General features: G+C 72.5%; 17 protein-coding genes. 13 read left to right on the top strand and 4 right to left on the bottom strand.

From position 1 onward, the window contains the following. The first annotated feature begins 17 nt into the window (after positions 1 to 17). From OQ02_RS21775 to OQ02_RS21750, 6 genes are all read left to right on the top strand, one after another. Complete coding sequence (locus tag OQ02_RS21775; RefSeq protein WP_156077198.1) at positions 18 to 389, top strand: hypothetical protein; 372 nt, start codon at positions 18 to 20, stop codon at positions 387 to 389. Positions 390 to 398: 9 nt separating this feature from the next. Next, complete coding sequence (locus OQ02_RS21770) at positions 399 to 905, top strand: GNAT family N-acetyltransferase (RefSeq protein ID WP_033440365.1); 507 nt, start codon at positions 399 to 401, stop codon at positions 903 to 905. Positions 906 to 949: 44 nt separating this feature from the next. Continuing rightward, a complete protein-coding gene (locus tag OQ02_RS21765) occupies positions 950 to 1,876 on the top strand; it encodes a sensor histidine kinase (RefSeq protein ID WP_033440364.1) in 927 nt (308 codons plus the stop codon). 154 nt (positions 1,877 to 2,030) lie between these two features. Continuing rightward, entirely contained in the window at positions 2,031 to 2,765 is a 735-nt protein-coding gene (locus OQ02_RS21760) for an alpha/beta fold hydrolase (RefSeq protein ID WP_231500154.1), read from the top strand. Positions 2,766 to 3,068: 303 nt separating this feature from the next. Beyond that, a complete protein-coding gene (locus OQ02_RS21755) occupies positions 3,069 to 3,716 on the top strand; it encodes an HAD family hydrolase (protein ID WP_033440363.1) in 648 nt (215 codons plus the stop codon). Between the two features lie 8 nt (positions 3,717 to 3,724). Beyond that, entirely contained in the window at positions 3,725 to 4,681 is a 957-nt protein-coding gene (locus tag OQ02_RS21750) for a TIGR03557 family F420-dependent LLM class oxidoreductase (RefSeq protein ID WP_033440362.1), read from the top strand. A gap of 54 nt (positions 4,682 to 4,735) precedes the next feature. On the opposite strand, the gene OQ02_RS21745 is transcribed toward OQ02_RS21750, so the two are convergent. After that, positions 4,736 to 6,133 (bottom strand): serine/threonine-protein kinase, encoded by a 1,398-nt coding sequence (locus OQ02_RS21745; RefSeq protein WP_051772627.1) that lies wholly within the window; start codon positions 6,131 to 6,133, stop codon positions 4,736 to 4,738. A gap of 187 nt (positions 6,134 to 6,320) precedes the next feature. On the opposite strand from OQ02_RS21745, the gene OQ02_RS43925 reads away from it, so the two are divergent. After that, the gene (locus OQ02_RS43925; RefSeq protein WP_156077197.1) at positions 6,321 to 6,488 is read left to right on the top strand and encodes a hypothetical protein; all 168 of its coding nucleotides are present in this window, start codon (positions 6,321 to 6,323) and stop codon (positions 6,486 to 6,488) included. A 52-nt stretch (positions 6,489 to 6,540) separates the two neighbouring features. On the opposite strand, the gene OQ02_RS21740 is transcribed toward OQ02_RS43925, so the two are convergent. Then, on the bottom strand, positions 6,541 to 7,026 hold the full coding sequence (locus OQ02_RS21740; RefSeq protein WP_033440361.1) for a hypothetical protein: 486 nt from the start codon (positions 7,024 to 7,026) through the stop codon (positions 6,541 to 6,543). Between the two features lie 53 nt (positions 7,027 to 7,079). Continuing rightward, on the bottom strand, positions 7,080 to 8,351 hold the full coding sequence (locus tag OQ02_RS21735) for a PucR family transcriptional regulator (RefSeq protein WP_033440360.1): 1,272 nt from the start codon (positions 8,349 to 8,351) through the stop codon (positions 7,080 to 7,082). Positions 8,352 to 8,468: 117 nt separating this feature from the next. On the opposite strand from OQ02_RS21735, the gene OQ02_RS21730 reads away from it, so the two are divergent. The 6 genes from OQ02_RS21730 (at position 8,469) to OQ02_RS21705 (ending at position 18,280) form a co-directional block, all read left to right on the top strand. Next, positions 8,469 to 9,896, top strand: a complete 1,428-nt coding sequence (locus OQ02_RS21730) for an aldehyde dehydrogenase family protein (RefSeq protein WP_033440359.1) — start codon at positions 8,469 to 8,471, stop codon at positions 9,894 to 9,896. 38 nt (positions 9,897 to 9,934) lie between these two features. Further along, positions 9,935 to 10,645, top strand: coding sequence for an effector-associated domain 2-containing protein (locus OQ02_RS21725; RefSeq protein ID WP_033440358.1), 711 nt, complete (start codon positions 9,935 to 9,937; stop codon positions 10,643 to 10,645). Between the two features lie 90 nt (positions 10,646 to 10,735). Continuing rightward, positions 10,736 to 12,238: a VMAP-C domain-containing protein gene (locus tag OQ02_RS21720; RefSeq protein ID WP_269321634.1), complete on the top strand. Its 1,503-nt coding sequence runs from the start codon at positions 10,736 to 10,738 to the stop codon at positions 12,236 to 12,238. Then, positions 12,235 to 13,245, top strand: a complete 1,011-nt coding sequence (locus tag OQ02_RS21715) for an AAA family ATPase (RefSeq protein WP_033440436.1) — start codon at positions 12,235 to 12,237, stop codon at positions 13,243 to 13,245. Before OQ02_RS21720 ends, OQ02_RS21715 begins: the two co-directional genes overlap by 4 nt. After that, the gene (gene fxsT / locus OQ02_RS21710) at positions 13,242 to 17,579 is read left to right on the top strand and encodes an FxSxx-COOH system tetratricopeptide repeat protein (protein ID WP_051772626.1); all 4,338 of its coding nucleotides are present in this window, start codon (positions 13,242 to 13,244) and stop codon (positions 17,577 to 17,579) included. The genes OQ02_RS21715 and fxsT overlap by 4 nt, the downstream gene beginning before the upstream one ends. Before the next feature lie 173 nt (positions 17,580 to 17,752). Next, entirely contained in the window at positions 17,753 to 18,280 is a 528-nt protein-coding gene (locus tag OQ02_RS21705) for a hypothetical protein (protein ID WP_156077195.1), read from the top strand. Here OQ02_RS21705 and OQ02_RS21700 read toward each other — a convergent pair. Further along, positions 18,264 to 19,931 (bottom strand): aKG-HExxH-type peptide beta-hydroxylase, encoded by a 1,668-nt coding sequence (locus tag OQ02_RS21700; protein ID WP_231500153.1) that lies wholly within the window; start codon positions 19,929 to 19,931, stop codon positions 18,264 to 18,266. The genes OQ02_RS21705 and OQ02_RS21700 overlap by 17 nt on opposite strands. Between the last annotated feature and the right edge of the window lie 97 nt (positions 19,932 to 20,028).

Raw genomic sequence — 20,028 nt, 5'->3', positions numbered from 1 at the left:
CTGGGTAACCGCACGCCGTGACCATCCACGCCAGACGCGATGTGCCTGCCCTGCCCGACCTCGTCTTCAACGCCGCCGCCGACCCGGCCCGCCTGGCCGCGTGGCTACCGGCCCCGTACGAGGTCGTCGGACGGACGGAGGACGTGCTGATCATCCGCAGGCACGACGAGCCGCGCCAGTTGCAGCTGGCCGCGGACTACGACCGGCTCCTGCTCACCTGGGAACCGCTGGCCGACCACGGCTGCAGCGGCGCTCTCCGCGTGTCCCTGGCCGGCGCGGCCGGCAGTGTCGCCGAACTCCGGATGGACGGCTGCCCGGACGACCAGCTCCCGGCCCGCCTCCTCGAAGCGCTCGGGAACGAGGTTGAGCAGAACCTCACCGCCGGCTGATCATGCGGTGTGGACATCCGAACCGCCAGGCCCGACGAGCTGCCGCTGCTGCCCGGGATCGAACGGGCATCCGGTGAGCCGTTCCGCGATTTCGGCATGCCGGAGATCGCCGACGACGACCCGATGCCGCTGGAAACCCTGCGACACCTGCACGTCTGGGTGGCCGCCGACCCGCACCCGGTGGCCTGGGTCGCGGCCGAGGTGGTGGACGGCGCGGCGCACGTCGAGCAGATCAGCGTGCACCCGGACCACGCCCGGCGCGGCATCGGCGCGGCGCTGCTGGACCACGTCGGGCGGTGGGCCGCCGAGCAGCGCCTCGACGCGCTGACCTTGACCACGTTCCGCGACATCCCGTGGAACGGCCCGTACTACCGGCGGCTCGGCTTCGAAGAGGTGACGGACCTTCCGCCGGGTCTGCGGGCCGTCGTCGAGGCCGAAACCGCGCGCGGACTCGACCCGGCGACGCGCCTTTGCCTGCGCAGACCACTCGACGGTGGCGTTCGGGCGCAATACTGAACCAGCAGACCTCGCCGCCAGCAAACCGTTCGGAGGTTCCCCCGGTGGTCGACTTCGTGCACGAGGCACTCCTCTACCGCGACGACGAGCAGTACCTCGCGGGAACCGTGCCGTTCGTGCGCGACGGGTTGGCCGCGGGCGAGCCGGTGCTGGTCGCGGTGCCGCAACGGGGTATCGACCTGCTGCGCGGCGCGCTGGGCGCGCAGGCCGACCACGTGGAGTTCCTGGACATGAGACGCGCCGGGCGCAACCCCGGCCGGATCATCCCCGGCGTGCTGTCCACGTTCACGAACCACGCGGCCGAGGCGGCGGCGAACGGGCGGGTGCGGATCGTCGACGAGCCGACGTGGCCGGACCGCACCGAGCTGGAGTACCCGGCGTGCGTCCAGCACGAGGCGCTGATCAACACTGCGTTCGAGGACCGCCCGGCCTGGATCCTGTGCCCCTACGACACGGCGAACCTGACGCCGGAGGTGGTGCGCGACGCGGAGGCGACGCACCCGGTCGTGGTCGAGGGCGAGCACCGCCGGCCAAGTCGCAACTACCGCGAGCCGTACCTGATCGCCGAGGAGTTCAACCGGCCGCTGCCCGCGCCGCCGCCGGACGCGCTCACCCGCGGGTTCGACCTCGACGCGCTGGGCCTCACCCGACGTCTCGTGGCCGGGTTCGCCGCCGAGGCGGGGCTGTCCGCCGACCAGGTCGAGGACCTGGTGCTCGCGGTGAACGAGCTGACCACCAACAGCGTGGTGCACGCGGGCGGCTCCGGGACGCTGTTCCTGTGGCGCGAGGGCGGCGTGGTGGTGTGCGAGGTGCGCGACCGGGGCCGAATCCCCAACCCCATGGTGGGCAGGCGCAACCCCGGCGCGAACGCGCGCGGCGGCTACGGCGTCATGCTCGTGAACCTGCTGTGCGACTTGGTCCGCGTGCACACCCGCGAGAACGGCACGACGATCCGCGTGTACGTCGGCTGACCCCGCTCCGCCCGCTCCCCGTCGGCGCACCGAAGCCACGGCCATGTGTGCTTGCACACCAATCCGCCCTCAACCGCGCGTTCTCGGTGCTCGTGGCCCGCCTTCGTGCCGAATCGGCCGCGCCGCACCTCCCCGTCCCGGCAGAATCGCTCGCGTGACTCCCGCACTTCTGCTCGCCCACGGGGCCGGTGGCACCGTCCGCGCGAACTTCAGCCCGCTCATCCCGCAGCTGTCGCGCAAGCGCAAAGTGCACGCGGTGGACTTCCCCGGCTCCGGGACGACACCGCGCGCGACCGCGCCGTTGGAGCTGGACGACCTGGCCGACCGGCTGGTCGCCGCCGCCGACGGCGAGGAGCGGTTCGCGATCATCGGCTTCTCGATGGGGTGCGCGGTGGCGATGCGCGCGGCCCAGCGCCACCCGGAGCGGGTGACGGCGCTGGTGCTGACCGCCGGGTTCGCCCGGATCGACGACGAGACCCGGGCGCGGATGCAGAAGTGGGGTCGGCTGCTGGACGGCAACCCCGCGGTGTTGGCCCGCTACCTGATGTCGATCGTGCTGGGCGAGCCGTTCCACCGGCGGATGACGTCCGAGCAGGCCGAGGGCTTCCTGGAGCTCATCGCCCTCACCGTGCCTCCCGGCACCCCCGAGCAGGTCGACCTCGTGCAGCGGGCCGACCTGCGCGCCGAGGCGCCGTCGCTGACCGTCCCCACCCTCGTGATCGGCACCAAGCACGACCGCCTGATCACCCCGTCCACCACCCGCGCGCTGGCCGACCTGATCCCCGGGGCACAGTGGGCCGAGTTGGACAGCGGCCACGCGCCCGCCATCGAGGCACCCGCCGAGTGGGTCCGCCTGATCGAGCAGTTCCTGGACTCCCAGGCCCAGTGAGCCCGGCCGGACGATCCACCCGGACACCCCGGACCACGCCCGGTCGCGTCGGCAGGGCCGCCGGGAACGCGCAGTTCGCGGTGTCCAGGTGGATCGTCCGCAGAGGGTTCACGGGCGGGTTCGCAGTGGGTTCGCGGACGGGTTCGCAGTGGGTTCGCCGAGCGGTTTGCGGACGGGTTCGCAGAAGGTTCGGACGGTTCGCGGAGAAGTTCGCGGCGCCTGACCGGACGGCTCCGGGCGTCCCCGCGCCGAGCGCTCGCCGCGGCCGGTTTGCGGGTGGTCCGGCCTGGTTAACCAGGCCCCATGACCAACACGCTCGTCCTCGACGTGGACGGCACGCTGGTGGACACGAACTACCACCACGCGGTGGCCTGGTTCCGCGCGTTCCGGCGTTTCGACATCACCGTGCCGACCTGGCGCCTGCACCGCTCCATCGGGATGGGCGGTGACAAGCTCGTCGCCGCCGTCGCGGGCGACCACGTGGAACGGGAGCACGGCGACGACATCCGCACCGCGTGGGAAGCCGCGTTCGAGCCGATGCTCGCCGAGATCCGGCCGTTGGAGGGCGCGCACCGCCTGATCGCCGCCGCCATGGAGCAGAACTGCGCCGTCGTGCTGGCCAGCTCGGGCAAGCGCCACCACGTGGACCACTACGTCAAGCTGCTCGACGCGTCCGGCGTCCCGTCGACGTCGGCGGACGACGTCGAGCAGAGCAAACCCGCGCCGGACCTGATCGAGGTGGCGCTGCGGCGGGCCGACCGCAGCGGTCGCGCGGTGGTCGTCGGCGACTCCGTCTGGGACTGCGAAGCCGCGCGCCGCGCCGGTCTGCCCTCGGTGTGCCTTCGCACGGGTGGTTTCGGCGAAGCCGAGTTGCGGGACGCCGGCGCGTCGGCAGTCTACGAGGAACTCGACGAGTTGCGGGCGGACCTCACCGACCTGCCCATGGCCTAGGAGGAAGCGTGCGGATCGGCTACACCCTGATGACCGAGCAGGCCGGCCCACGCGAGTTGGTCGAGCACGCCACGCGGGCCGAGCAGGCCGGTTTCGACTTCGAGGTGATGAGCGACCACTACTCGCCGTGGCTGGACGAGCAGGGTCACGCCCCGTACGCGTGGAGCGTGCTCGGCGCCGTCACGCAGGCGACCGAGAGGGTCGAGCTGATGACCTACGTGACGTGCCCGACGGTGCGCTACCACCCGGCGGTCGTGGCGCAGAAGGCGGCGACCGTGCAACTGCTGTCCGGCAACCGGTTCACGTTGGGCATCGGCGCCGGGGAGAACCTGAACGAGCACGTGGTCGGCCGCGGTTGGCCGCCGGTGAACGTGCGGCACGAGCTGTTGCGGGAGGCCGTGGAGATCATCTCCCAGCTGTTCGACGGCGGGTACGTCAACTACTCGGGTCAGCACTTCCGGGTCGATTCGGCGAAGCTGTGGGACCTGCCCGAGAAGCGGGTGCCGATCGCCGTCGCGGTGTCCGGCGGGCAGTCGGTGCGGACGTTCGCGCCGTTGGCCGACGCGATGGTGGCCGTCGAGCCGGACCCGGCGCTGAGCCAGGAGTGGGACGTCTTCCAGGGCGGTCGGTCGCGGAAGATCGGTCAGCTGCCGATCTGCTGGGACCCGGACCGGGACAAGGCGGTCGAACGGGCGCACGAGCAGTTCCGGTGGTTCGCGGGCGGCTGGAAGGTCAACGCGGAACTGCCGGGCACGGCAGGGTTCGCCGGTGCGACGCAGTTCGTGCGACCGGAGGACGTGGCCGCGAAGATCCCGTGCGGGCCGGACGCCGGGCCGGTGGTGGACGCGGTGGCCGCGTTCCGCGAGGCGGGGTTCACCGATCTCGCCCTGGTGCAGATCGGCGGCGACCACCAGCCCGAGTTCCTGGACTTCGCCAAGGCGGAACTCCTCCCCGCCCTCCGCTGACACGCGATTCGGCACGGCCCGCACGATCAGTCGTGCGGGCCGTTGCCGTCCTGGTCAGCCTCGCCCGGACACCGCGCCTTCCCTCGCCGGCGGCCCGACCTGCGTCGGTGTGACCGGCACGGGGGTGATGACGACCGGCACGTTCGTCGGCGGGTCGACCGGCTCCTTGCGCGGCTTGCTGGTGGCGTGGTCGGACCCGTCGTCCTCGCCGCCGTCCGCCGGCGCGGTCGTGGTCGTGGTCGTGGTTCCAGTGCCGCTGGTGGGGGCGACGCCGCCGCCGGTGTCGTCCGCGGTGCTCCCCGACGGTTCCACCCGGGCACCATCCCGCGCGTTCGTCAGCGCGGGCGGGGAGTTCGGGTCGGCCACGCCGCTCTCCGCCGCCTGCTCCGCCACCGGGGCGGGCGCGGTGGTGGTCCGGCCGGCCTGCTCGCCGGAGCCCGGCGCGAACGCGTCCCCGAGCGTCACCAGGCTCAACAGGGCCAAGACGCCGGCAGCCGCCGCGGTGCCGACCAGCACCGCCCGGTTCCTGCCCTTCCTGGGCTCGTCCACCACCGCTGCGCCGCCGACCGCCGGCCCACCCACCGCGGCCACGCCGACCTCGGCTCGGTCGACCACGTCCACCTCGACCAACGGCGGCAGCCCCACGCTCGCCCGCGCCGCCTCTTCGAGGAGCCGCTCGCACTCCGCCGCGGCCGGCCGCTTGGCCGGGTCCGACGCGGTCATCCCGGTCAGCACGGCGGTCCACTGCTCGGGCAGGTTCGCCGGGATGCGCGGCTCGCGGTGCAGCCTGGACAGCGCCGCCTCCGTGTCACCGCCCGGGTACTCGGGACGCCCCGTCAGGCACTCCAGCAGCACGAGGCCCAAGGCGTAGACGTCGGCGGCCGGCAGCACGTCCCCGCCGCGCACCTGCTCCGGCGCGAGGTAGCCGGCGGTGCCTACCAGCACCCCCGATCGGGTGACCCGGGTGACCTGGCCCTGCAGCGCCAGCCCGAAATCGGCCAGGTAGGCGCGTCGCCCCTCGGTGTCGAGCAGGATGTTCGACGGCTTCACGTCCCGGTGCACGACGTCCTGCGCGTGCACGTGGGCCAGCACGCCCGCGATCTGCGCACCGACCGTGGCCACGATCTCGGGGGCCATCGCACCGCGCATCCGGCGCCGCAGCGTGCCGCCCTCGACCGCCTGCATCACGAAGTAGGGCCGACCGCGGAACACGCCGGTGCCGTACACCTCGACCAGGCCGGGGCAGTGCATCGCGCCCAGGACCTGCGCCTCGCGGTCGAGCCGGATGCGGTCCTCGCCGGAGGCCTCGCCCTGGAAGAACTTGATCGCGACCGTCCGGTCCAATCGGGTGTCGAGCGCGCGGTACACCTCGGCCATGCCGCCCGATCCGTACAGGGTGCCCAGCTCGTACCTGCCGTCGACCACCTCGCCGGTCAGGTCACCGTCCCACATCCGGTTGAACCTCCGCTGTGTCGACGAAGCCGGCCCGGAGACCGGAAGCTACCGCCCGTGCCACGCGGGCAGCCACCCCGTTCACGCTTTCCGCTCCACGTACCCCTGGCACCCCTGTCACAAACCTGTCTTTTCTTCGGGTTCCCGCACCCGTGTCGCAGGGCGGTCGGCTGGGTACCTCCGCGGCATGACCGAACGCGAGCGGGAGCCCACGATCGACGAGTTCATCGACGACCCGGCAGCCAAGGTGGACGCCCTCGGCGAGGTGGACGAGGTGAGGCCGGCGCAGGACGGCGTCGACCCGGACGAAGAGTACGAGCACGGACCCGTCGGGGGCGACGAACCAACCGGATGATGGCCGGAGATCACCCAACAGAGTGAACCCCGGCGCACAGACGAACCATCCCTCACGGCGTGGCGGTCGCGCACGGTGTCGTCGCGGGCGGCGTCGTCGTCATGCCGGGTGAAGACGGCGACGTCGTCACCGGCGGACCGGACACCGCCGACCGCGTGCCGCTGCACTGGTCGATCTCCAGCAGGCCGTCCCACGAGACCAGGCGCGTGAAGATCACGTATTCGCTGCCCACCGTCATCCTGAGGCTGCACGAGTAGTTCTTCAGCGTCACGACGTTGACGAAGTGCGGCACGTCGCCCTTGTACTCGGTGTCGACGACCACTCCGTACCGGTACCGGTCGCTGTGACCGTCCTGCACGTCGACCTTCTCGCTGACCACCTTCCCGGAGAACACCTGCGTCGCCTGCTGGTAGCGCAGCGCTTCGTTGCCCGGGAAGCAGACACAGGCACTCGCAGGACTGGTCAGCACAGCGGCGAGCAGCACGGCGGTGACGGTGACGACACCGGCCGCGTGCGCCAGTAATCGGAAGCGCGCCAAGGAGTCCCCCTCGGGATAAGGGCGTGGGCGGCGGTGCCTGATCACCTTATCGGTCAAGCGTGCAGGGCCAGCCACAATTCGGCCCGCAGACCTGCGGATTCCAACGAACGCCCCAGCAGTTCCTCCACTCGTCCCAACCGGTTCCGCACGGTGTGCCGGTGAACGCCGAGGCGCGCGGCGGCCGGATCGGCCTGCCCGTGGCACGACAGCCACACCCGCACCGTCTCGCGCAGCACGTCGTCCAACGGCGCCAGCAGCACGGCGGCGAACTCGGCGGCGTCCGGCGCGAGCAGACCGGCGCCGGCGACCTCCTCGAACGTCGCCACGCCTTCCTCGAACGCCCGCAACGCCTCCCGGTACCCGCGCGCGACGCTCCGCACGTCCACCGGGCTCGACGCGGCGGCGGGCACGTCGACCTCGCGGGCCAGCACGACGACCCGCCCGTCCACCTCGGCCCAGAACCCCGGCGGCGGTTCAGCCCCGCCGCGCAGCACGAACACCCGGAACTCCCCCTCCGGCACGCCGTCCACCGGAGCGCCGGCCAGCAGCAGCCGGAACCGCGCCTCGCGCAGGTCCCGCCACACCCGTTCGACCTCGTCCGACCGCGCCAAGGCCACCGTGAGCAGCGACGCGGCGACGTTGACCACGCCCGCGTCCAGCGCCCGGTCCGCCGCGACGGCCAGGTACCCGAGCCGGCCGAGCACCTGCATCGCGACCTGCCGCTCCCCCTCCTGCCACGCCGCGCCCGCCGGTCCGCCCGAGGCCGCGAGCCGCCGCACGTGGTCGGCGAGGTCGGGCAGCGAGCCGACGACGTGCACCGGCGAGCCGTGCGGGTCCAACAACGCCGCCCCGCCGTCGATGAGCCGTGCCAGCCGCCGCACGACTCCCAACGGCCCCTCGCCGACCGCCGCACGGGTCAGCGCGCGCTGTGCCTCGCTGGTGCTCGCCAGTGCCGCGTACTCGTCGGCCGCGACAGCCCGCGACACCGCCTTGGTGATCGCGATGAACGGCGTGGCCTTGGGCACCTCCAGCAACGCCAGCCCGGCCTCCCGGGCCGCCCGGGTCAACCCGTCGGGCACGCGTTCGTGGCTCAGCCCCGTGCCGAACCCGAGCCCGACCACCCCCGCCGCGACCAGCCGCCGCACGTACCCGTCGGGCGGACCGAGCGCGATCCCCGTGGTCAGCAGCAGCTCGCCGCCTTCCAGGAACGGCGTCGGGTCGGCCAACTCCGTGCTGTGCACCCACGCCACGTCCCGGTCCAGCCCGGCGTCCACGTGCACGGTCAGACCGACTTCCCGGGCCAACGCCCCGACCGTCAACGCCATGGACACTGTGTACAACACCGCTCGACCGAGTCGCCAGATTGAATACTGTCGCCACCCCACCGCGAGGTCGATGCTGGATCACGTGCCCGGGTTGGACGTACTCGAAGGAGCCATTCAGTGACAACGCCGTACTGGGTCGCGGGACAGCCCGCGACGAGCGACGACCTGGTCGAGATCCGCACCCCGCACGACGGCGCGCCGGCCGGCGTCACGTCGAACGCCACCGCCGAGGACGTGGAACGGGCCGTCGCCGCCGCGCACGCCGTGGCCGAGGACTTCGCCGCGCTGCCCGCCCACGCCCGGGCGGCGGCGCTGGACCACGTGTCGCGCCGGCTGGCCGAGCGCGCCGACGAGGTGGCCGCGCTGATCACGGCCGAGTCCGGCAAACCGGTGAAGTGGTCGCGGATCGAGGTGACCCGGGCGGTGTCGACGTTCCGGTGGGCGGCCGAGGAGGCGCGCCGGTTCTCCGGTGAGCTCCAGCGGCTGGACACCGACCCGGCGGCGGACGGCAGGCTGGCGCTGGTGCGGCGGGCGCCGCGCGGGCCGGTGCTCGGCATCGCGCCGTTCAACTTCCCGCTGAACCTGGTGGCGCACAAGGTCGCGCCCGCGTTGGCGGTCGGCGCGCCGATCGTGGTCAAGCCCGCGCCGGCCACGCCGCTGGTCGCGCTGCTGCTGGGCGAGCTGCTGGCGGAGACCGACCTGCCCGCCGGCGCGTGGTCGGTGCTGCCGGTGCCGAACGCCGTGGCGGGCGCGCTGGCCGAGGACCCGCGGCTGCCGGTCGTGTCGTTCACCGGTTCGGGCCCGGTGGGCTACTCGATCCTGGACCGGGTGCCGCGCAAGCACGTCGTGCTGGAGCTGGGTGGCAACGCGGCGGCCGTCGTCTGTCCGGATTGGACGGACCTGGACCGGGCCGCGCAGCGGATCGCGACGTTCTCGATGTACCAGGGCGGGCAGTCGTGCATCTCGGTGCAACGCGTGTACGCCCACGAGGACGTGTACGCGGCGTTGGCGGAAGCCGTGGTGGGGCACGTGCGCAAGCTCGGCACGGGCGATCCGACCGACCCCACCACCGACGTCGGCCCGCTGATCGACGAGGCCGCCGCGCGTCGCGTGGAGACCTGGGTGGACGAGGCCGTGGCGGCGGGCGCGCGGGTGCTGACCGGGGGCCGGCGGACGGGTGCGGCGTACGAGCCGACCGTGCTGGCCGACGTGCCGGCGGGGTGCCGGGTGGTGGACGAGGAGGTGTTCGGCCCGGTCGTGGTGCTGGAGTCGGTCGCTTCGGCGGACGAGGCGTTCGACCGGGTGAACGCGTCCAGGTTCGGGTTGCAGGCCGGTGTCTTCACGCACGACGTCCGGTTGGCGTTCCGCGCGGCCAAGCGGCTGGCGGTGGGCGGGGTGGTCGTGGGTGACGTGCCGAGCTTCCGCGCCGACCAGATGCCGTACGGCGGCGTCAAGGAGTCGGGCACCGGCCGCGAGGGGGTCCGTTCGGCGATGGAGGACCTGACCGAGCAGCGGGTCCTGGTGCTCACCGGTCTGGAGCTGTAGATCTTGACGCCCCCAGGCGGTGTCCGCATGCTCGTGCCATGCCGGTCACCGACGGGGGCGCTCGCGCCGCCCTCGCGATCGCGCCCGACCAAGCCGCCGGGATCGACGCCGCCCGGCGGCTGGTGCGAGGCGCGCTGACCGGCCCGACCCGCGCCACCGACCACGCCGCGGTGCTCTTGGCGCGCCCGCCGTCGGACCGCTTCCCGGTGCGGCTCACCGAAGCCGTGCACCGGCACAACGACTCGGACGCGGTGCCGCTCCGACTGCGGGTGGCCGTGGCCGACGACGTCGCCGAAGCGCTGGCCGTGCTCGACTCGGACGCCTTCCGGTCCGCGCACGCGGTGTGCGGCCGGCCGGTCATGGTCGCGATGACGGACCGGTACTTCCGCGATCACCCGATCGACGGACCCGACCGCCACCGCACCGCGCACGTGCCCGGCCTGGCGGAACCGGTCTGGCTGCTCGACGCCCGAGTCCCGGACCCGGGAGCCCTGTTCCACGCGCTGATGGCGGTGCCGTCGATGCGGACCGAGGCCGACCGCCGGCTGGTGCTGGACCTGCTGCCGCCGGCCATCGCCGCCGCCGTGCCGCACCACCCGATCGCCGCGTTGCACGTGAGCGGCCTGCTCCAGGTCTGCCTGGAGCACGAGCACGGCCTGACCGCCCTCGGCCACGCGCTGCACGTGGTGGAAGGTGAGGATTCCACACCAATGAACCGATTCGACACCCTATTGCGCACCGAAGAGTGAGCTGGACAATCCGTAACCTGTACCCGGTAATACTGAGCTCGTGAAAGGGCTTCGACACTGGGTGCGGACCGCTCGAATGGGGGACCACCAATGGTCCATGCGGACGACAACGGCGGCAGCCGGTTGCTCTTTCCCCTTGTCGAAGCGCTGTGCCAAGTGCCGACCCTGGCCGATCGCGCCGGACGTAACCTGGTCGTCCGGATGATCTCCGCAGAATTGCGGGAAACTCTGGCGGTCGAAGAGTTCCCGAACACCTACGGACACCTCTACAGCCTGGCCGAAGTGTGTCAGCAGAGCCCTGAACGGCTATCCGCGCTTGTGCGCATCGTGAGTCGATTCGAGCAGGACTCGCGCGCGATGGTTCAATTGCGCCGCGTCATCGCGGAACTGACGCCGCTGGACCTGTTCCCGACCTCCGAACGAGCAAGGCTGTTCACATTGCTGGCTGGCGTAGTCGTGCCCGATATCGCGGACATCTACCGCGTCGTGGCCGGCTCGACCGCTCCCGGCCTGGACGGGTCGACCACGTACTCCGGCGTGTTCCGGGTGCTGGAGACGCTGAACGCCGAGTCGGACGGCGTGCCGAAACCGATGGTGTTCGTGGAGCACATCGCCTCGCGGGTGCGCACCGAGTTGGCGATCGAACTGCACCGGTGGAACGAGGCGCAGGCCGAGTCGATGGACCTGGTGGACGAACTGGCCGCGATCCGGGAGAGCCTGCGCCCGGAGACCGCGCGACCGCTCGCCCCACCGCTCGGCTCCCCCGCCTACCTCGTGCTGCTGCTGCGCCGGGAAGGGCCGACCGGCGACCGGTTCCGGCTGTCGCACTGGCGGCAGCTCGGCCGGCCCGAGCCGTGGTCGCCGCTGCACGGCAAGGACGAGGTCGGCACGCTCGCCGAGATCAAGGTGCAGGTGGCCGCGCTCATCGAGAAGGTCGAGGACGACTGGGCCCAGTACCGCCCGGACATCCGGATCGAGTTCGTGCTCGACTACGAGAACCTGAACCTGAACGTCGACCAGTGGCCGTGGGAGAACGACGCGGACCTGGCCGTGCCGATGGGCTGCCGCTACCCGGTGGTGGTGCGCAGCCTGGAGCGGATGACCGCGCGCAAGTACCACCGCGAGTGGCGTCAGCGGTGGGACGAGATGGCCGACCAACTGGGCCGGGACAAGGGCCTCGCGCACACCTCCACGTGCCGCGCGCTGAGCGGCAGCGAACAAGGCCTGCGCGAACTGTTGTCGCGGTTCAACCGGGAACGCTCGCTGGTGTCGCTGGTGCTCAGCGCGCCGCCGCGGCCGGAGACCGCCGGGCGGGACGAGATCGCGGCTGCGGTGAAGGCGGGCGTGCCGCTGATCGTGTGGCACCGCCACGACTGCGGTACGCCCGAGTTCACCGACGTGGTCGAGTCCGTGCTGCACGGCCAGGACGAGCTGCACCTGTTGGAACGCGTCCGCATGTCCCGGACCACGGCGTTCGCGGAAGGCCCCACGCGACGCCACGTCGGCGAGGCGCTGACGATCCTCTACGACGATCCGACGCGGCTCGTCGTGCCGAGCCAACCGGGGCCACCGGAAGGGATTGCGGTCGGATGAACGACGGTCGAGTCGGCTCTGGCAACGTCTACCACGGCACCGGGGACGTCGCCCAGACGCCCGTCGCGGACCTGCCACCGCCACCGCCCTGGCGGACGTTCACCGGTCGCGGCGCCACGTCCCGGCCCGCGGACGACGGCGGCGAGGGCGACCGGCGGGTGGGTGGCGTGCGCGCGGTGCGCCGGACACCGCACCCCGACGAGGTCGCGATGGTGAACGCGGCGATCAGGCTGCGCCGCCCGCTGCTCGTCACCGGCGCGCCCGGCACCGGCAAGTCGTCGCTGGCGTACCTGGTCGCGCGGGAGCTGGGCCTCGGCCCGGTGCTGCGGTGGCCGGTCACCAGCCGGACCACGTTGAAGGACGGCCTGTACCTGTACGACGCGATCGCGCGGGTGCAGGCGGTCGGCGCGAACGACCCGGAGTCCGGTATCGGCGACTACATCCACCTCGGGCCGTTGGGCACCGCCCTGCTGCCGTACGACCTGCCGCGCGTGCTGCTGATCGACGAGCTGGACAAGGGCGACATCGACCTGCCGAACGACCTGCTGAACACGTTCGAGGAAGGCGAGTACGAGATACCGGAGCTGGTCCGGTACGCCAAGCACCGGGACGACGTTGAGGTGCTGGCCGCGGACCGCGGGCACACCGCGACCGTCCACCACGGCATCGTCCGCTGCCGCGAGTTCCCGATCGTGATCATCACCAGCAACGGTGAGCGCGAGTTCCCGCCCGCGTTCCTGCGCCGCTGCCTCCGCCTGCACGTGCGACAGCCGGGCAAGGAGCAGCTGGGCGAGATGGTGGCGGTGCACTTCGGCGACGCGCACGGCGTGGACGTGGCCCGGCTCATCGGCGACTTCCTGGACCACCGGTCCGACGTCGGCACGGTGTCCGCCGACCAGCTGCTCAACGCGGTGCACCTGGCCACGTCCGGCGCGTACCGGCCGGACGAGGAGTGGACCGACCTGCTCAAGGCGATCTGGCACCCGCTGTCCGCGGAGGCCGGATGACCGGACCACGGGCCGAGCCGCCGGGCGTCGAGGTGCTGCTCCAACACCTCGACGCGACCGACAGCCGGGTGGAGGCGCTGCGCACCGCGGACCTGACCTTGCGCGAGGTCCGGGATTCGCTGTGGCTCGCGGGCGCCCTGCGACCGCCTGCTCGACCCGAGGCCACCGCCCCCGAGGCCACCGCGGCCGACGCCGAGCCGCCCGACGCCCCAGCCCCGGACGAAGCCGGTCCGGACGAAGCCGGTCCGGACGAGCCCGATCCGACGCCCGAGCCGGAGCCCGAACCCCTCCGCGACCACGATCCGGGCCGCGCGGAACCCCAGCGGTGGACGCCGACCCCGACCACGATGGCGCGCGCCGACCCGGTGCTCGCGCTGGGCGGGAAGGTCAGCGCCGTGTCCGCGTGGCCGACCGTGCCGGCGCTGCCGGAACGGCGCGGGATCAGCCGCGCGCTGCGGCCGTTGGCGCGCAGGCAGACGTCGCGGCGGCTGAAGGCGTTGGACGAGGAGGCGACCGCCGTTCGGGCCGCCCAGGACGGGCTGTGGCTGCCGGAGTGGCGTGCCGCGCCGTGGCGCCGGTTCGAGGTGGCGCTGGTGGTCGACACGACCGTGGCGGCGGAGATCTGGCGGCAGACCGTGCGGGAGTTCCGGGTGCTGCTGGAGCGGCAGGGCGCGTTCCGGGACGTGCGGGTGTACGAGCTGGACAGCTCGCACCCCGTGCCGCACGCCGTGACCTTGCGGTCCGAGGGCGGCGCGACGCACGAGTGGCGGTACCTGGTCGAGCCCGCGGGCAACCGGATCGTGCTGGTGCTCACCGACACCATCGGCCGGGCCTGGCACACCGGCGCGGTCGGCCACGTGCTGCACCGGTGGGGCCGGTCGATGCCGGTCGCGGTGGTGCAGACGCTGGCGCAGCGCCTGTGGTCCTGGGGCGGCCTGCCGACCCGCCGGATGAGGCTGTCCGCGCACGCTCCGGGCGCGCCCAACCGCCGGTTGCGCATCGCCGGCGCCGGTGCCACCGACGCCGGCGCGATGGCCGTTCCCGTGCTCGGCCTGTCCGCCGAGTGGATGACCGCGTGGGCCCGGCTGCTCACCGCGCCGGGCGCCGAGTGGGTGGAGACGACCGCCGCGCTCGTCACACCGCAGGTCGCTCCCCCGCCCGGCCCGGTGGACGACGAGCCGTTGACCGCGGCCGAACGCGTGCTGCGGTTCCGCACGTACGCCTCGGTGGACGGGTTCCAGCTCGCCGGCCTGCTCGCCGCCACCCCGTTGAGCCCGCAGCTGATGGGCCTGGTGCAGCGGGTGCTGCTGCCCGGCTCGGACCTGTCGGCGCTGGCCGAGGTGATGCTCGGCGGCCTGATGACCCGGCTGCCCGGCCACGACGGCGCGACCGGCGCCGTGGCCTACGACTTCGACACCGGCGTCCGGGAAGAGCTGCTGGCCACCTCCCGCCGCTCCGACACCGCACGGGTCGCCCGCGTGCTGGACGAGTACGGCGGCGCCGACAACGCGGCCCTGCGCAACTTCCGCCTGGCCCTGGACGAGCCGGACGGGACGGGTGACCTGGACCCGTCCCCGGAGAACCTGCCCTACCTCAAGGTCCAGGCCGCGGTGTTCCGCGCCCTCTCCGGACCTTATTCCCGCAGGTCGCAGCGCATCCGGCGGACGCTCGGCTCCGACCGCGCCCACCCCGCCGGCGCGACCACGGACGGCACACCGAACCAGGAGAACCACGCTGTGACGAACACCGACACCCGGCCGCTCGCACCAGAGGTCGGGTCGTTGCCGCCCGAAGGAGACGACATGAACGCTCCCCACACCCCGTTGTTCGTCGGCGATCGGAGTCCCGGAACACAGCCGCAGGTGTGGGGTCACGTGCCGTTGCGCAACCCGGACTTCGTCGGCCGGGTCGAACTGCTCGCCCAACTGGGGCAGAAGCTCAGCGAGGCGGGGCCGACCGCGGTGCTCCCGGAGGCGCTGCACGGCATGGGCGGCGTCGGCAAGTCGCAGACCGTCGTGGAGTACATCCACCGGCACGCCTCCGAGTACGAGGTGGTGTGGTGGATCTCGGCGGAGCAGCCGGCGCAGATCAAGGCGAGTTTCGTCGAGCTGGCGAAGAAGCTCGGCGTCGCCGCGGCAGCCGCGGCCGACACCGCCGTGCCCGCCGTCCTCGAAGCGCTGCGCCGCGGCGAGCCGCACTCGCGCTGGCTCCTGGTGTTCGACAACGCCGACCGGCCGCAGGACGTGCGCCCGTACTTCCCCGCGGGCAACGGCCACATCATCGTCACGTCCCGCAACTCCGAGTGGGGCGGCTTCGCCCGTCCGGTCGAGGTGGACCTGTTCACCCGCCAGGAGAGCGTCGAACTGCTCCACCGCCGCGGCGGCAACCTGGACGACGCCGAGGCCGACGCGCTCGCCGAGGCTCTCGGTGACCTGCCACTGGCCGTCGAACAGGCCGCTGCCTGGCGCGCGCAGACCGGCATGCAGGTGTCGGAGTACCTGGAACTGCTGCGGCAGAACCGCACCGAGCTGCTGGAGACGGGCACGTCCAGCGAGGACCAGCTCCCCGTCGCCGCGGCGTGGAACGTCCCGCTGAACCGCCTGAAGAACGACCACCGGGCCGCGCTCCAGCTGCTCCAGGTGTGCGCGTTCTTCGGCCCGGACCCCATCTCCCAGAAGCTCTTCCGCGGTGTCCGCGACGCACCCGTGCCGGACGCGCTGGCGGACGCCCTGCGCGACCCGATCAAACTCAGCCGGGCCGTCCGGGAGATCAGCCGGTACAGCCTGGCGAAGATCGACCACCGGGCCAACGCGCTGCAACTGCACCGGCTGGTGCAGACGGTGCTGAAGAACCGGCTCGACAAGGAGGAGCAGGACCGGATGCGGCACGCGGTGCACGTGCTGCTGGTCAACGGCGACCCGGGCGACCCGGACGTCACCGCGAACTGGCCCCGGTACGCCGAGCTGCTGCCGCACGCGCTGGTGTCGCGCCTCATCGGCTGCCAGGACCGGTGGGTCCGCGTCCTGGTCACGAACCTGGTCCGCTACCTGCTCAACACCGGCGACTTCGACGGCGCGCGCGACCTGGCCGGGCAGGCCATGGAGTCGTGGCGGGAGTCGCTCGGCCACAAGGACTTCGACACGCTGGAGATGTCCCGCCGGTACGGGATCGCGTTGCGCCGCATGGGGCGCAACGCGGAGGCGCAACGCCTCAACGAGCAGACGCACGAGCTGATGCGGGACTTGGTGGGTGACGACCACGAAGCCATGCTGAACATGCTCGACACCCTCGCCGCCGACCGCCGGTCGCAGGGCGAGTTCGCCCGGGAGCTGGAGATCCGGCAAGAGGTCTACGACCGCGCCGCCGTGATCCTCGGCAAGGACGACCCGCAGACTCTGAACTACGCCAACAACCTCGCCAGCGCGTTCCGGCTGATGGGCGACTACGACCGGGCCCGCAGGATCGACGAGGCGAACCTGCGCCGGCGGATCGCGGTGCTCGGACCCGACCACACGCTCACGTTCAGCTCGCACAACAGCCTCTGCATGGACCTGCGGGAACTCGGCCGGTACGCGGAGGCGATCCGCCTCCAGGACGAATCGCTGACCCTGCAACGGGAGCAGTTCGGGGTCGACCACCCGAGGGTGATCGGCGCCATGCGGAACCTGTCGGTCGCGCTGTGCCGGGGCGGTGACCACGTGCGGGCGCTCGAACTGGCCGAGGAGTGCGCCGCGCTGTACCGCATCCGGCTGGGAGAGGACCACGTCGACACGGTGACGTCGCAGATGAACGTGTCCATCGACCTGCGCCACCTCGGCGACCTCGACCGGTCGCTCGGCCTGGCTCGGTCGAGCTACGCGGACATGCGGACCGGGATGGGCGCGAACCACCCGTTCACGCTCATCGCGGGGCTGAACCTGGCGGTGGTCCTGCGGCTGCTCGGCGACGTCACCGGTGCGCTCGACCTGGACCACACGATGCACGCGCAACTCGTGGAGGTGTTCGACGCCGACCACCCGTTCAGCCTGGTCGCGGCGACGAACCTGGCCAGCGACCTGGCCGCCGCCGGTGACCACGCGCGGGCGCGGGCGTTGGACGAGGACACGCTCGAACGGTCCACCAGGGTACTCGGACCCGAGCACCCGTCGACGCTGGCGATCGCGGTGAACCTCTCGATCGACCTGGGCAACGTCGGTGAGGAGAACGAGGCCGCGGTGCTGCACGCCCGCACGGTGGCGAGCTTCCGCAAGACCCTGGGAGACGACCACCCGGCCACGGTCGCCGCCACGCAGTACGCACGGGCCAACTGCGACACGGACACCATGCAGTTCTGATCCCCACCCGGCCGGCGGCCCGTGGTCAGCGGGCCGCCGGCCGGACCGGACGCTTCCCGACGACAACCGTTCCCGATGCTCGCCGCCACGCCTTCGAACACCACGAAGACGGGCTCAACCGGAATGCGAAAAAACGGTCCCACCCCCACCCCACGAATACCTTGGAGCCGGCGATGTGGAACGACCCGGACTTACTGTGGAAGATCGCGTCCGCGACCACCGCGGTCGCCGCCATCGCGATCGGCGCCCGGGTGACCTGGGAGAGTTCCCACTACCGGGGACGCCTGCTCGTCGTGACCAGGCCGGCACGCCCGCTGCTCCCCCACTCGGACTTCCCCGGCGTCACCACCGCCTACCAGGACCGACCGCTGCGCCGGCCGCACACGTTCGAGCTGGAGTTGATCAACGCCGGTCGCCGCGACATCAAGCGCGAGGATTTCGAAGATCACCCGCTGGAAATGGATTTCGGTGCCCCGCTGATCACGTTCGTCGACCACAACACGTCCATCGCCGGGATCGCTCCGGTCGTGGAGATCACCGCGACCGCCCTGCACTTCCAGCCTGCCCTCGTGAAGCGGGCCGCCCGGTTTCGGTACTCGGTCCTGACCGACGACCTGCCGCAGCGGCCGACGATTCGAGAGCTCCTCGCCAACGTCGACGTCCGCAATGCCGACGCGCCCGTGTTCAGACGGCTCCGGTGACCGCCGACCGCGCCGATGCCCGGTCGAACCAGGCCACCAGCCGCAGCGGCGACGGCGCGGTCCCGGTGCGGACGGCGACGTCGTGGTGGACGGCGCGCACCACCTCGGGCACGCGGCGCAGCGCGGCGGAACCGAGCGCGAGGCCCAGACCGGCCCACGAGGCCACGTCGTGCGGGGTGGCGTGCAGGCGGGCGGCAAAGCCGTCGGCGGCGGTGAAGCGGTCACCTCGCAGGTAGGCGAACTCCGGCCCCACTCGGTGCGGCACGCGGGCGAACTCGGCCGGGTCGAGCACGCGCAGCCTGAGCAGGGCCGCGAGCAGCGATTCCCCGGACGCGGCCGTGGGCACGACCTCCCCGGCGGGCACGGCCTCCGGTGCCGCGCGCCCGTCCAGCCACGCGGCAACCACCGCCGCGACGCGCAGGGGGTCCGGGCGGACGTGCCGCAGCCGCCAGGCGATCGAGTGCTCGGTGGTGAGGTCCGCGACGGCGGTCGCCGTCTCCGGCGGCACGTCGACCGGCTCGCACGCCGCCAGCCGCACCGCGACCGCCGCGACGAACTCGCGACCCAGGTCGGTGAACTGCGTCAGGCCGCGCATCCCGGCCACGGCGACGCCCACCTGGCGAGCCCGGTACGCGAGGTTGAACTCGGCGCGCCGGGCCAGGGACGCGGGCACGAGACCGCGTTGCCCGTGCCAGAACTCCACCACGCTGACGAACGCGTACACGCCGTGGAGCAGCCCGTCGAGCGGACGCGGGTCGTCCCGCCACGGCGCGTAGAACGCCGGCGCGCGGTCGGCGCGGTGCAACTCGACCAGGTCGAGCAGGGCGTTGACCTTGGAGTGCTGCAACTCGTGCACGAGCGCTTCGCCGAACTCGGTCGCGGACCGCTTGGGCGACATGGCGATCGCGCCGAACGCCGCGGCCGAGGACGCCGCGAACATGTCCCGCCGGGCGTCCAGCGGGACGACGACCGTCAGTCCGGCCGCCAACTCCTCCGCCGGTCCGGGGTGCCGCGCGGTCAGCAGGTCCCAGGCCTCACCGAGGAGTTTGCGCCACTCGTCCCACTCGCCGTCGTCCAGCGGGCCCGGCGGCACCGGACCGGTGAACTCGCGGTAGGGGTCGAGGTCGTCCACCACCACGTCGACCGTGTGCCCGCGCGCGGTGCCGCAGTGCCGCTTGACGGCCTCCCACCGCACCGGACGCGTTTCTCCCGCCACCTCGATCGACGGGCCGGTGGCCGAGTTGAGCAGCCGGGCGTGGCCCACCGGGAAGCGGTTCGGCAGCCGGTACGCGCCCACCGACGGCAGCGACACCGCGCCGTGCACGACGGGCACGGCGATCGCGCAGGACAGTCCACTTCGGACGGCGGCAGCCGCGGCGACGGCGTGGAACCAGCCGACCTCCGACCACAGCGGGGTGGCGTCGGCCGCCGTGCCGAGCACCTGGCGCAGGGCACGGCTCAGCCACACGCCGACCGACGGGTGCATCAGCACGTCCTCGACCACGTCCGGCGCGATCCGCTCCGCTTCGGCCAGCACGGTCCACGACCCGTCCAGGTCGGCGAACGGCCCGAGCCTGCGGGTGACCGCGTGCGCGGCCTCCAGCAGCGTGCGCAACCGCAGCCGCCGAACGCTGTACTGCGTTTTCCGCAATATTGCCATTCCGGCCGCGGATACCGATCCCGCACAGATCTCGTCGAACACGAAACGCGGCAGCCGATGGGCCCGCAGTCCGGTCGACCTCACATCG

This window comes from Saccharothrix sp. NRRL B-16314, assembly GCF_000716595.1.
Lineage (GTDB): Bacteria > Actinomycetota > Actinomycetes > Mycobacteriales > Pseudonocardiaceae > Actinosynnema.
This window is presented reverse-complemented; position numbering and strand designations above follow the sequence as displayed.